This is a genomic window from Burkholderia sp. Ap-955, assembly GCF_011753045.1.
Lineage (GTDB): Bacteria > Pseudomonadota > Gammaproteobacteria > Burkholderiales > Burkholderiaceae > Burkholderia > Burkholderia lata_D.
In genome coordinates this window covers 12290-25134 of sequence record NZ_VWWH01000047.1, presented here as the reverse complement: position 1 = coordinate 25134, position 12845 = coordinate 12290, and the positions used below count along the sequence as shown (strand labels likewise).

Annotated in this window: 10 protein-coding genes and 1 pseudogene; 5 read left to right on the top strand and 6 right to left on the bottom strand. The window is 64.5% G+C overall.

Translation table 11 applies throughout. The annotated features are described in order from the left end of the window. Positions 1-15: 15 nt before the first annotated feature. Complete coding sequence (locus F3J15_RS22890) at positions 16-1122, top strand: aromatic ring-hydroxylating dioxygenase subunit alpha (RefSeq protein WP_089486233.1); 1107 nt, start codon at positions 16-18, stop codon at positions 1120-1122. Positions 1123-1239: 117 nt separating this feature from the next. Then, positions 1240-2109 (top strand): sulfurtransferase, encoded by an 870-nt coding sequence (locus F3J15_RS22885; protein WP_069251090.1) that lies wholly within the window; start codon positions 1240-1242, stop codon positions 2107-2109. Between the two features lie 54 nt (positions 2110-2163). On the opposite strand, the gene F3J15_RS22880 is transcribed toward F3J15_RS22885, so the two are convergent. From F3J15_RS22880 to polA, 3 genes are all read right to left on the bottom strand, one after another. Next, a complete protein-coding gene (locus F3J15_RS22880) occupies positions 2164-3039 on the bottom strand; it encodes a dienelactone hydrolase family protein (protein WP_166894235.1) in 876 nt (291 codons plus the stop codon). A 390-nt stretch (positions 3040-3429) separates the two neighbouring features. Beyond that, positions 3430-4764: an NAD(P)/FAD-dependent oxidoreductase gene (locus tag F3J15_RS22875; protein WP_166894232.1), complete on the bottom strand. Its 1335-nt coding sequence runs from the start codon at positions 4762-4764 to the stop codon at positions 3430-3432. 270 nt (positions 4765-5034) lie between these two features. Further along, positions 5035-7788 carry a DNA polymerase I gene (gene polA, locus F3J15_RS22870; RefSeq protein WP_166894230.1) on the bottom strand — a complete coding sequence of 918 codons (2754 nt, stop codon included), beginning with the start codon at positions 7786-7788 and terminating at the stop codon, positions 5035-5037. A 1-nt stretch (position 7789) separates the two neighbouring features. Here polA and F3J15_RS22865 point away from each other — a divergent pair, with 1 nt between their 5' ends. Beyond that, positions 7790-8548 (top strand): TIGR00730 family Rossman fold protein, encoded by a 759-nt coding sequence (locus F3J15_RS22865; RefSeq protein ID WP_039358092.1) that lies wholly within the window; start codon positions 7790-7792, stop codon positions 8546-8548. 389 nt (positions 8549-8937) lie between these two features. After that, positions 8938-9228, top strand: coding sequence for a hypothetical protein (locus tag F3J15_RS22860; protein WP_126367191.1), 291 nt, complete (start codon positions 8938-8940; stop codon positions 9226-9228). 272 nt (positions 9229-9500) lie between these two features. On the opposite strand, the pseudogene F3J15_RS22855 reads toward F3J15_RS22860, so the two are convergent. Next, positions 9501-9914, bottom strand: a pseudogene (locus F3J15_RS22855) (helix-turn-helix domain-containing protein); the annotation flags it as partial. A 137-nt stretch (positions 9915-10051) separates the two neighbouring features. Here F3J15_RS22855 and F3J15_RS22850 point away from each other — a divergent pair. Then, complete coding sequence (locus F3J15_RS22850) at positions 10052-10192, top strand: hypothetical protein (protein ID WP_166894209.1); 141 nt, start codon at positions 10052-10054, stop codon at positions 10190-10192. Between the two features lie 223 nt (positions 10193-10415). Here F3J15_RS22850 and F3J15_RS22845 read toward each other — a convergent pair whose 3' ends face one another. Both F3J15_RS22845 and F3J15_RS22840 read right to left on the bottom strand, forming a co-directional pair. Next, positions 10416-10901, bottom strand: a complete 486-nt coding sequence (locus F3J15_RS22845; RefSeq protein WP_166894227.1) for a hypothetical protein — start codon at positions 10899-10901, stop codon at positions 10416-10418. Between the two features lie 359 nt (positions 10902-11260). Then, positions 11261-12787: an AMP nucleosidase gene (locus tag F3J15_RS22840; RefSeq protein WP_069252880.1), complete on the bottom strand. Its 1527-nt coding sequence runs from the start codon at positions 12785-12787 to the stop codon at positions 11261-11263. Positions 12788-12845: the final 58 nt, after the last annotated feature.

Sequence of the window (12845 nt, the reverse complement as noted above, 5' to 3'; positions counted from 1 at the left end):
ACACCGGGAGTGGGAATGTCCAATCTGAGCGACGCGCTTCAGTTGAAGTCGGCTCACAGCCAGCTTCCAGTCACTGCATACTTCGATGAGGCGCTACTCGAGCGCGAGATCGAAACCCTCTTCAAGAAAGGACCTCGTTACGTCGGGCACGAGTTGATGGTGCCCGAGGCGGGGGATTATTTTGCGCTGCCGTCCGAGAAGGAAGGCCGCGTGCTGGTCCGCAATCAGGCGAACCAGGTCGAACTGCTGTCGAACGTGTGCCGCCACCGGCAGGCGATCATGCTCAACGGGCGCGGCCACACGCAGAACATTGTGTGCCCGCTGCACCGCTGGACGTACGATCTGGAAGGCCAGTTGCTCGGCGCGCCGCACTTCCCCGACAAGCCGTGCCTGAACCTCGGCAAGAGCCCGCTGCAGAACTGGCAGGGGCTGCTGTTCGAGGCCGAGGGCCGGAATGTCGCGCGCGACCTCGCCAACCTCGGCACGAAGCATCACTTCGACTTCTCCGAGTACCTCTTCGATCACGTCGAAGTGCACGAGTGCGATTACAACTGGAAGACGTTCATCGAGGTCTACCTCGAGGATTACCACGTCGTCCCGTTCCACCCGGGCCTCGGCAGCTTCGTGTCGTGCGACGACCTCAAGTGGGAGTTCGGCGACTGGTACAGCGTGCAGACGGTCGGCGTGCACAACGCCCTCGCGAAACCGGGCAGCGCGACTTACCAGAAATGGCACGAGCAGGTGCTGAAGTTCCGCAACGGCGTGCCGCCGGAGTTCGGCGCGATCTGGATGGTCTACTACCCGGGCCTGATGATCGAGTGGTATCCGCACGTGCTCGTCGTGTCGTGGCTGATTCCGCAAGGCCCGCAAAAGACGACCAACATCGTCGAGTTCTATTACCCCGAGGAAATCGCGCTGTTCGAACGCGAATTCGTCGAGGCGGAACGCGCCGCCTATATGGAAACGGCCGTCGAGGACGACGAGATCGCGATGCGGATGGACGCCGGCCGCCGTGCGCTGATGGCACGCGGCGAGTCGCAGGTCGGCCCGTACCAGAGCCCGATGGAAGACGGCATGCAGCACTTCCACGAGTTCCTGCGCCGCCACCTCGGCGACATTTGATAACCGGTGCGGCGCTTTGACGCTGCGCGGTATCCGGCAGACGAAAAGACGGGCTTCGGCCCGTCTTTTTTTGTTTAGACTTGGAATGTCAGGCCATTCGCACTCCAGGGAGCCGTCATGCCACACACTCACTACACCACGCTCATCTCCGCCGCCAATCTCGCCGAGCGCCTGGCGGCGGCGCCCGGCAGCGTCGCGCTGTTCGACTGCCGCTTCGATCTCGTCGATCCCGCCGCCGGTGAAGCCGCCTATGCGGCCGGCCATATCCCCGGCGCCCAATACCTCCATCTCGACCGCGACCTGTCAGGCCGCAAGACGGGCACCAACGGCCGCCATCCGTTGCCGACCCGCGACGCACTCGCCACGCTGCTCGCGAGCCGCGGCCTCAAGCAAGGCCAGCAGGTCGTCGCGTACGACGCGCAAGGCGGCGCCTATGCGGCACGCCTGTGGTGGCTGTTGCGCTGGCTCGGGCATGATTCGGTTGCCGTGCTCGATGGCGGCCTGCAGGCCTGGGAAGCAGCCGGCCAGCCGCTGACGGCCGACGTACCGCACCCGGCCGCCGGCGATTTCCGCGCGGCCGCGCCGCTCGAATCGACAGTCGACGCGGCAGCCGTGCTCGCCAACGTGAACGCACCCACGCGTGTCGTGATCGATGCGCGCGCACCCGATCGCTACCGCGGCGAAAACGAAACGATCGATCGTGTGGGCGGCCACATCCCCGGCGCGCGCAACCGCTTCTTCAAGGACAACCTGACCGCCGACGGCCGCTTCAAGACCGGCCATGAACTGCGCGAGGCGTTTTCCGCCGTGCTGGCGGGCACCGAACCGAACCGCGTGATCCTGCAATGCGGCTCCGGCGTCACCGCATGCCACAACGCACTTGCACTGGAGGTTGCGGGCCTGCACGGCGCATCGTTGTATCCGGGCTCGTGGAGCGAATGGAGCGCGGACCCGTCGCGGCCGATCGCAACCGGCCCGACACCGTAAGCGCCGGCGCGGCGCAGTCACAACGAAGCGGCGGCATGTGCCGCCGCTTGCCGTTTACATCACACCGTACTTGCGGATCCATGCGATCGCACGCTTCCAGCTCTCCTCCGCGTCCGCCTTCACATAGCTCGGCCGGTAATCGGCAAAGAACGCGTGACCGGCATCCGGGTACACGACGATCTCCGATTCGCGCGCGAGCTTCGAATCGCTCGTCTGGATTGCCTTGCGCATGTCGGCGAGCGACGCCTGCGTGATGTTCGCATCCTTCTCGCCATACAGCCCGAGCACGGGCACCTTCAGCAACGATGCGTGATCGACCGGGTTGAACGGCGTCATCTCGTCGGTCTTGCCTTCGACGAACCCGTACCATGCAACGGCCGCACGCACATGCGGATTGTGCTCCGCATACAGCCAGCTCTGGCGGCCGCCCCAACAGAACCCGACCACGCCGAGACGCGACAGGTCGCCGCCGTTCTTGCCGGCCCACGCGACGGTCGCATCGAGATCCTCGGTCACCTGCCGGTCCGGCACCTTGCTGACGATGTGGTCGACCAGATCCTTGATCGTCGGATACTTCTCCGCATTGCCCTGCCGCGCGAACAGGTCGGGGGCGATCGCAAGATAACCGAGCTTCGCGAAGCGGCGGCAGACATCGGCGATGTGCGCGTGCACGCCGAAGATCTCGTGGATCACGATGACGACCGGCAGGTTCGTCTTGTCCTTCGGCTGCGCGCGATACGCGGGCACGCTCGCGTCGCCCGAGCGGATCTCGACGGTGTCGACGTCCAGCCCTTCGCTGTCGGTCGTGACCGTCTGCGCCGACACGGGCAGCACGGCCGCCGCGAAGGCACCGCCCAGCGTGGCCTGCATGAACTTGCGGCGCGAGAACGGAACGTGGGGAACCAGGCTGTCGACTTCGGGTTTCAACATGAATGCACTCCTCGATTGGGGGCCGCCGTCACGATCACGGACTCGGCATGACGGGGCATCGCGCCGGCGCGCGGCGCGGATGTCGCGGCGGTTGGCACCCCGCCGCAAACGGAAACCCGGACAAGATGCCCAATAATCCGTTGTCGCGTCAACTGTCGGATATGTAAGACTCGATTACGGCGCGTTGATCCGGCACGTCGAATCGCGATGCAACAAGCCGCATGTCGATCGCCGTTGCGCGATCGGATGCTTGCCGATTGAAACGAAAACCACGCGGTCGATGTTGCCCGTCACACGCGGGCACGGCAGCCCGGCTGCCCACAAAGAACAACGGGCGGAGACGACGCACGACATGCGCACTCCCCGCCCGCCTCATGCGCGAACGCGCGCTCAGTGCAGTTTGACGCGCGGCAGCGTCGTGCGCCGCAGCCAGTGCGCGACCGTGTCAAGCATCATGCGCGGATAGCCGTGCAGCGCGGCGATGTGCATCCGGTACAACGACATGTACATGAAGCGCGCGAACAGCCCTTCGATCAGCATGTTGCCGCCGATCAGCCCGCCCATCAGGTTGCCGACCGCACTGAAATGGCCGAGCGACACGAGCGAGCCCAGGTCGCGATAGGTGAATTCGGGCAGCGGGCGCCCATCGAGCCGACAGCCGATTGCCTTCAGCAGGAAGTTGGCCTGCTGGTGCGCGGCCTGCGCGCGCGGCGGCACGTTGCGCTCGTTGCCGGGCCATGCGCATGCCGCACAATCGCCGAGCGCGAACACGTTGTCGTCGGTAAAGGTCTGCAGCGTGCGGCGCACGTCGAGCTGGCCGAGCTTGTTGACCTGGAGGCCATCGAGATTGGCGAGCACGGCCGGCGCCTTGATGCCCGCGGCCCAGACCGTCAGGTCGGCCCGCACCGTCTTGCCGCTTGCCGTATGGACGGCCCCGGGCGCCACCTCGGTCACGCGCTCGGCGAGCATCAGCCGCACGCCGATCTTTTCGAGCAGTTCGGCCGTCGCCGACGACACGCGCTCCGGCAATGCCGGGAGAATCCGCGGCCCCGATTCGATCAGCACGATGCCGACGTCGTGCCGCGGGTCGAGCTTGTGCAGCCCGTAGGCCGACAACACCTGCGCGGTGTTGCGCAGCTCGGCGGACAGCTCGACGCCGGTCGCGCCGCCACCGACGATCGCGACCTGGATGCGCGGCTCGGCCGCCTCACCCGGTGCGGTCGGCACCGGCGCCTGATGTTCGGCGCGCATGCACGCGGCGATCAGCCGCTTGCGGAAGCGCTCGGCCTCGCCAACGGTATCGAGCGCGATCGCGTTTTCCGCCGCGCCCTGCACGCCGAAGAAGTGAGTCGTGCTGCCGATCGCGATCACGAGCGTGTCATATTCCAGCTCGCGCGCCGGCAACAGCTCCTCGCCGTCGCTGTCGTTGATGGGTGACAGCGTGATGCGCTTCGCCGCGCGGTCGAGCCCGGTCAACCCGCCCTGCTGGAACTCGAAACCATGCCAGCGCGCCTGCGCCGCATATTCGAGCTCCTGCGTGAACGGGTCCATGCTGCCGGCCGCGACCTCGTGCAGCAACGGTTTCCAGATGTGGGTCGGATTGCGGTCGACGAGCGTGACAAGTGCACGCGCAGAACGATTGCCGCGCGCGCCGTAACGGTCGCCGAGCCGCGTCGCCAGTTCCAGGCCGCCCGCGCCTCCGCCTACGATGATGATCCGATGCATCTGTTCCCCCTTTGCGATTCGAAACTGCTGCCGCCGGACAACGCGAACGCGATGCATTCGCGCGACCCGATGGATTAACCGGTTCGGACATCATCGATGTGCAGTTCGAAGCACTTCGATGCGCCCAACCCGGAACGCGGGGTGCGCATGCCCCCGCGTCAATGACATGCATTGTCCGGGAGCTTGCGCGTTGACCACAAGCAAACCATCTCGATATTCAGCATCCCTGCAACAATATGCCGCAGGAATCGGGAACCGTGCAGCGGTGCGTCAGTGTGCCTCTTCCCAGTTCGCGCCGGCGCCTACTTCGGCGACCAGCGGCACCTTCAGCTTCGCCACGCCGCACATCATTTCCGGCAGTTTCTCGCGCACCAGCGACAGTTCGCCGTCGGGTACCTCGAGCACCAGTTCATCGTGCACCTGCATGATCATCCGCGACGCAAGCTTGTCGCGCGTGAGCCAGTCGTCCACCGCGATCATCGACAGCTTGATCAGGTCGGCCGCCGTGCCCTGCATCGGCGCATTGATTGCCGCGCGCTCGGCCGCCTGGCGGCGCGGGCCGTTGCCGCCGTTGATCTCGGGCAGCCACAGGCGGCGACCGAAAACGGTTTCGACGTAGCCCTTCTCCTTCGCAACCGAACGCGTGTCTTCCATGTACTGCGCGACACCCGGATAGCGGGTGAAATAGCGGTCGATATAGAGCTTCGCCGCATCGCGCGTGATGCCGAGGTTCGACGCGAGCCCGAACGCGCTCATCCCGTAGATGAGCCCGAAGTTGATCACCTTCGCAATCCGGCGCTGGTCGGAATTGACCTCCAGCGGCGTCACGCCGAACACCTCAGCGGCCGTCGCGCGATGGATGTCCTCGCCCTGCGAGAACGCGCGCAGCAGCGACGCGTCGCCCGAGATATGCGCCATGATCCGCAGTTCGATCTGCGAATAATCGGCCGACACGATCCGGTGGCCCGGCGAGGCGATGAACGCCTCGCGGATCCGCCGCCCCTCGGCCGTGCGCACCGGAATGTTCTGAAGATTCGGATCGTTCGATGCCAGGCGGCCCGTGACCGCGACGGCCTGCGCGTAGTTCGTGTGCACGCGGCCCGTTGACGGGTTCACCATGCGCGGCAGCTTGTCGGTATAGGTCGACTTCAGCTTCGACAGCCCGCGATGCTCGAGCAGCAGCTTCGGCAGCGGGTAATCTTCGGCCAGCTTCTGCAGCACTTCTTCGTCGGTCGACGGCGCGCCACTCGGCGTCTTTTTCACGACGGGCAACTGCAGCTTTTCGAAGAAGATCTGCCCGATCTGCTTCGGCGAGCCGAGATTGAATTCGCCGCCCGCCAGTTCGTATGCCTGCCCTTCGAGCTCGATCAGGCGCGTCGCGATTTCGGTGCTCTGCGCCTGCAGGCGGGCGTCGTCGATCAGCACGCCCGTGCGCTCCATCTTGCGCAGCACGAGCGACACGGGCATCTCGATCTCGCGGTACACGTGCAAGAGGCCCGGCTCGCGCGCGACCTGCGGATACAGTGCGTGATGCAACTGCAGCGTGATGTCCGCATCTTCGGCCGCGTATTCGGCGGCCTGCGTGAGCGCGACTTCGTCGAAGCCGATCTGCTTCGCGCCCTTGCCGGCCACGTCTTCGTACTTGATCGTCTTGACACCCAGATGACGCAGCGCAAGGCTGTCCATGTCGTGCGTGCGATGCGATTCGACCACGTACGATTCGAGCAGCGTGTCGTGTTCGATGCCGTTCAGCGCGATGTCGTAGTTCGCGAGCACCTGCGCGTCGTACTTCAGGTGCTGGCCGACCTTCTTGTGATCGGCCGATTCGAGCCACGGCTTCAGGCGCGCGAGTACTTCGTCGAGCGGAAGCTGTTCAGGCATGTCGGGGCCGCGATGCGCAACCGGCAGGTAGGCCGCCTTGCCCGGCTCGACCGAGAACGACAGGCCGACGAGCCGCGCGAGCATCGGGTCGAGCGCGGTCGTCTCGGTGTCGAACGCGGTCAGTGCGGCGGCGTCGATCTTCGCGAACCACGCATCGAACTGTTCCCAGGTCTGAATCGTGTCGTATTCGCGCACGACGTCGGTCGGGATCACCGGGGCCGGCTCGCCTTCCGGCGCATCGGCGCCGTTGCCTTCGGCCTGTGCGCTCTCGACTTCGCGCAGCCACGTCTTGAAGCCGTAGCGCGCGAAGATGTCGCGCAGCAAGTCGCGTGCTTCGCCGTCGGTCTTCAACGACGCCTCGATCGATTCGAGATGCGGTGCGAGATCGCAAGCCGTGTCGACGGTCACGAGCTGGCGGCCGAGCGGCAGGAAGTCGAGCGCGCGGCGCAGGTTGTCGCCGACCACGCCCTTGATCTCGCCCGCGTGTTCGATCACGCCGTCGAGGCTGTCGTACTGCGACAGCCATTTGACGGCCGTCTTCGGCCCGCACTTCTCGACGCCCGGCACGTTGTCGACGGTGTCGCCGATCAGTGCGAGGTAGTCGATGATGCGCTCCGGCGGCACGCCGAACTTCGCGATCACGCCGTCGCGGTCGAGCGTCTCGTTGGTCATCGTGTTGACGAGCGTGACGTGGTCGGTGACGAGCTGCGCGAGATCCTTGTCGCCGGTCGACACGATCACGTTCATCCCGTGCCGCTCGGCTTCGCGCGCGAGCGTGCCGATCACGTCGTCGGCCTCGACGCCTTCGACCATCAGCAGCGGCCAGCCGAGCGCGCGCACCGCGCCGTGGATCGGTTCGACCTGCAATGCGAGGTCGGGCGGCATCGACGGACGGTTTGCCTTATAGTCGGCATAAAGGTCGTCACGGAACGTCTTGCCCTTTGCATCGAACACGCAAGCGCTATACTCTGCACTGACTTCCTTGCGCATACGGCGCAGCATGTTGATGATTCCGTAGAGCGCTCCGGTCGGCTCCCCGCCAGGGCCACGCAAATCAGGCATCGCATGGTAAGCCCGATACAGATAGCTCGAACCGTCAACCAATAGCAGGGTCTTACCTTCCAGATTTCGTTCTTCAGGCATTATGAACAAGAGAAAAGTGATTCCGAGTCTGCGTTCGCTCGCAGATCAAGAACGCGCGACGGCCAAGAAGGCGCGCGCATCGTGGCAGATGTTCACGATTATGGCAGAGTTTATCGAGGCGACCGAGTACCTGTCGGAGATCCGCCCGGCTGTCAGCATCTACGGTTCTGCCCGCCTCAAACCCGATACGCCGCACTACAAGCTCGCCGCGCAGATCGCGCGCAAGCTGTCCGACGCCGGCTTCGCCGTGATCTCCGGCGGCGGCCCCGGCATCATGGAAGCGGCGAACAAGGGCGCGCACGCCGGCAAAGCGCCGTCGGTCGGCCTGAACATCGAGTTGCCGCACGAACAGGCCGGCAACCACTACCAGGACATCTCGCTGCGCTTCCGCCACTTCTTCACGCGCAAGGTCACGTTCGTGAAGAATTCGGATGCGGTGATCGTGATGCCGGGTGGCTTCGGCACGCTCGACGAACTGTCGGAAGTGCTCACGCTGATCCAGACGAAGAAGTCGCGCCTCGTGCCGATCATCCTCGTCGGCAGCGAGTTCTGGAAGGGGCTGCTGCAGTGGTTCCGCGACCAGCTGATCCCGATGGGCCTCATCAATCCGGAAGACATGGACCTGATGCAGGTGATCGACGATCCCGACCAGGTGCTCGACGCGGTGCTCGCGTTCTACGAGGACAGCGGCGAGGAAGAAGGCTCGGACGATGAAGGCCATCCGCCGCGCCCCGAAGAAGACCGGATGTTCTACCTGTAATCCACCCATGACGATCGCCGGCCCGACGGCCGGCGCGCCCCTCCCGCGCGGCAGACGTGGCGATTCCGCCACCTGCCGCGTGTCATTTTGTAACGCGCCATTATTCGCGCTTCGTGGCCGCGGGCCACCGAATGTCAATTCCGCGCAGCGGGTACCGTGCGGCGCGCGCCATCATCTGCGCACGTTGCGCCGCCATTGTCAAATGACACGGCCTGACGCCCGCATCCGGCACCTGCCGGCCGCTAATCCTCCGTAACAACCCCGCCTCGCGTTTTCCGTCGCGCGCCAGCACACTGCATGTGTCGGTGCGGCGTTTCCCCCGGTGGAACGGTCCCCCTCGCTTCCATCGCGTCGCGCCGGCCTCTTACAACGACATCACGGAAAAGAACATGCAACGCTCGCTGATCGCCCTTGCCTTCGCCGGCCTTGGCCTTTCGCTGTCCGGCCTCGCCCACGCCGTCAACGTCGACGTCAACATCGGCACGCCCGCACCGGTCGTCGTCGCGCCCGCGCCCGTCGTGGTCGCCCCGGCGCCCGCCGTGATCGTCGGCTGGCATGGCGACCGCTACTGGGACGGCCGTCGCTACTGGGAACGCCGCGAGTGGGAAGATCACGAGCGTCATCACGGTCACGGCGGCTATCACTGCCCGCCGGGGCACGCGAAAAAGGGCGAGTGCTGAGCGACCGAGCGCAGCATTCATCGGCCCACACACTGACGCGGAATGAAGAAGGCCGCACGCGAACTTCCGTTCGTGTGCGGCCTTTATCGTTGCAGACCCGGCTGCGCAAGATTCATCGCGGACTTGCCGGCGAACGCGGAGTGGATCCCGAGAAGGAAGGATGCGGCGTCGCGCTTTGCCGGCCTTGCGCCGCGCAGTGTTCCCCGGCCTTTTCCTGCCGGGCAGGCTTCGCCACTCGCTGGCCGACTGCGCGCGGATCTTTTGACAAACCGTCAGCGCAGATCGGCGCGAAGGTCACGCACACCGCGCCCTGTCCTCTGACGCAGGAGCGCGCCCAACGTCGCCCCGTCGACGTAGCCCACCTGAGCGGCCACGGATTCCAGGTCCATACCGCCATGGAGAAGCGCTTGCGCGAGCTCCACGCGCAGGTCCTGGAAATATGACAGCGGGGATTTTCCGAGTATGGCCTGGCATCGCCGCTGCAATGAGCGCGTACTGGTCCCTACCGCAGAAGCGGCGTCCTGCAGCGAGAACCCGTCTTTGAGATGATCCCTTGCCCAGCGCTCGAAACGCAGGACGAGAGGATCGGCCTGCGCCAGATGGTTGGGGATAATGTATTGCGCCTGCGATGAACGCATGACAGACCCGATAGCGCCGTCAATCATGCTGCGCATTTTTGACGGCGCACCGGGTTGCGTCGATGCGGCAGACGCGGATGCTCGCCGACGCCGCGCGGGAGCATCACCCAGCGATGGCGCGTTACTGAAACGCCACTTCCGCAAAGCTGCGCAGCTTCCGGCTGTGCAGCTCGTCGAGCCGGTTCGTGCGCAGAATCTCCATCGCCTTCACGCCGATCTGCAGATGCTGGTCGACCTGCGCCGCGCTCAACCTGACGCTCGACGTGCGCGAAACCGCGCTGCTCGAGGCGGCGTTCGACCGGACGATCGAACCGGTGCAATGGTGAGTGCGACGTTGTCGGCGGGAGGTGGACGATGTAATGGCGGAACACATGACCGAGTTCGACACATTATCCGTTACTGCCGGATCGATAACGGCGTAAAGTCTGAAGGCGTAAATGGCGATGCGCTGGATAATTCGCTCATGCACAAAGGGGCCGGAAGGCCCCTTTGACGTGACGCGATGCCAATTTCGGCCAGAGGTAGCGACAGTGGCCAAAACGAGGCAAATTACGCGTATTGAGGCGCTTTGGCGGCTACCGCATCCAACAACTTGGTCACTCTCCATTGCTGCGCCGGTGTCCCGTTATAGGGAAACGCCCAAATGACGTTGTTGCCCTGCAAACTGTCGAAGTGGTCGTCGATCACGAGATTCGGATTTGCCACTGATGTGATACACCCCGGGCGCATAGTCAGGCTCCACCGCTGAGATAACGCACCGGTGAATTTACGCACGACGAGGGGCGTCTCGGCAGCAACCTTGCCGTCCTTAAAATCGATCGCCAGCTGCTCGCCTGTAGAGTCAGGGCTGGTGAAATCGAGAATGAAGAACCCTGGGCTGGGACGAAAATACCACGCGTTCAGTACTTCCTGCTCGGTCAGATAGCGGAGTACCAACGGCGAGTTTGGACCTACAAAGCCGCTCTGGCTAGCATCGGGCTGAACGCCGATGCAGCGGCTCCGATCCGTCGCGAATTCAATGAGCACGTCACTCATGATATTTTCCTTAAGGTAATTGAGAAAATAATCCACTTCGTCCTTCTTAAAATCCCCCTTGAATTACAAGGCCAGAGCGACCCGCGATCCAGAGGTGCCGGCAAGTTACCCGTATCGGTTCTCACCTGGATATAAATTAGACGAAGGGCCTCCCCCGACTCAATTACACTCAATTACACGTCGACGAAAATCGAGACCGAATATTCGATAGCGGCAATTATGGACTACATAGTTTCCGTACCGCGCCCCGGCTTCGTAACCTCGCAGTGGGTGCCGCCGGGCGCATGCCCGCCACGTGGTTCGCCGCCGCGATGCAGGCTTCCCGGATCATCCGGGAAGCCTTATACCGCAAGGGCGCGTTACTGAAACGCCACTTCCGCAAAGCTCCGCAACTTCCGGCTATGCAGCTTGTCGAGCCCGTTCGTGCGCAGGATCTCCATCGCCCTCACGCCGATCTGCAGATGCTGGTCGACCTGCCCGCGATAGAACGTGTCGGCCATGCCCGGCAGTTTCAGCTCGCCGTGCAGCGGCTTGTCCGACACACACAGCAGCGTGCCGTACGGCACGCGGAAGCGGAAGCCGTTCGCGGCGATCGTCGCGCTTTCCATGTCGAGCGCGATCGCGCGGCTTTGCGACAGGCGCTGCACGGGTTCGCGATGGTCGCGCAGCTCCCAGTTACGGTTGTCGACGCTCGCGACCGTGCCCGTACGCATCACGCGCTTCAGCTCGACACCATCAAGTTGCGTGACGTCGGCCACCCCGCGCTCGAGCGCGAGCTGCACTTCGGCCAGCGCCGGAATCGGCACCCACAGCGGCAGGTCGGCATCGAGCACGTGATCCTCGCGCACGTAGCCGTGTGCGAGCACGTAGTCGCCGAGACGCTGCGTGTTGCGCAACCCCGCGCAGTGACCGAGCATCACCCACGCGTGCGGACGCAGCACCGCGATGTGATCGGTGATCGTCTTCGCGTTCGACGGGCCGACGCCGATGTTGACCATCGTGATCCCGCTGCCGTCCGCGCGCTTCAGGTGATACGCGGGCATCTGCGGCAGGCGCGGCGGCGCGGCGCCCTCGGCCGGCTCGCTGCCGAGGTTCGCGTTGTAGGTGACGACATCGCCCGGCTCGACGAACGAGCTGTACTGGCTCCGGTAGGCACGCACCTCGGGATCGTCGCTCTCCGTCATCACCGTACGGCCCAGCTTCACGAACTCGTCGATGTAGAACTGGTAGTTCGTGTAGAGCACGTAGTTCTGGAAATGCGTGGGCGACGTCGCCGTGTAGTGGCGCAGCCGGTGCAGCGAGAAGTCGACGCGCGCGGCCGTGAACAGCGCGAGCGGATGCGGCTCGCCCGGCGCCGGCTCGAACGTGCCGTTGACGATGCGATCGTCGAGATACGACAGGTCGGGCGTGTCGAAGATGTCGCGCATCGCGAGCAGGCGGTCGCGGTCGAGCTCGCCCTCGAGATGGATGCCTTCCGGAAACGCGAAATGGATCGGAATCGGCTGCGACGACACGCCGATCTCGATCTTCACATGGTGGTTCTTCGCCAGCAGGCGCAGTTGCTCGCGATAGTAGTTTGCGAAGAGATCGGGGCGCGTGACCGTCGTCTCGAATACGCCGGGGCCCGCGACGAAACCGTACGAGCGGCGCGAATCGACATGCGTGTTGACGTCGGTGCGAATCCGTACGAACGGGTAGCACGCGCGCACGTGCTCGGTAATCGATTCGTGGCGGCGATAGCGCGCGAATGCGTCGCGCAGGAAGCCCGTGTTCGTGTCGTAAATAGCGGACAGCCGCGCGACGGCGGCGATCGGATCGTCGAAAGCCTCGACCGGCGGGCTCTCGGGCGTCAGCACTCGGTGCCGGCGGCTCAAATCGTTCTTCATTTTCATCACCTTGTCTGATCCGACGACATTACCACGGAACCCGGTCGCCTTTATGGCT

Excerpts from the sequence above, each read along its gene's own strand:
- F3J15_RS22890 (WP_089486233.1), top strand. The coding sequence starts at position 16 with ATGTCCAATCTGAGCGACGCGCTTCAGTTGAAGTCGGCTCACAGCCAG.
- F3J15_RS22885 (WP_069251090.1), top strand. The coding sequence starts at position 1,240 with ATGCCACACACTCACTACACCACGCTCATCTCCGCCGCCAATCTCGCC.
- F3J15_RS22880 (WP_166894235.1), bottom strand. The coding sequence starts at position 3,039 with ATGTTGAAACCCGAAGTCGACAGCCTGGTTCCCCACGTTCCGTTCTCG.
- F3J15_RS22875 (WP_166894232.1), bottom strand. The coding sequence starts at position 4,764 with ATGCATCGGATCATCATCGTAGGCGGAGGCGCGGGCGGCCTGGAACTG.
- polA (WP_166894230.1), bottom strand. The coding sequence starts at position 7,788 with ATGCCTGAAGAACGAAATCTGGAAGGTAAGACCCTGCTATTGGTTGAC.
- F3J15_RS22865 (WP_039358092.1), top strand. The coding sequence starts at position 7,790 with ATGAACAAGAGAAAAGTGATTCCGAGTCTGCGTTCGCTCGCAGATCAA.
- F3J15_RS22860 (WP_126367191.1), top strand. The coding sequence starts at position 8,938 with ATGCAACGCTCGCTGATCGCCCTTGCCTTCGCCGGCCTTGGCCTTTCG.
- F3J15_RS22845 (WP_166894227.1), bottom strand. The coding sequence starts at position 10,901 with ATGAGTGACGTGCTCATTGAATTCGCGACGGATCGGAGCCGCTGCATC.
- F3J15_RS22840 (WP_069252880.1), bottom strand. The coding sequence starts at position 12,787 with ATGAAGAACGATTTGAGCCGCCGGCACCGAGTGCTGACGCCCGAGAGC.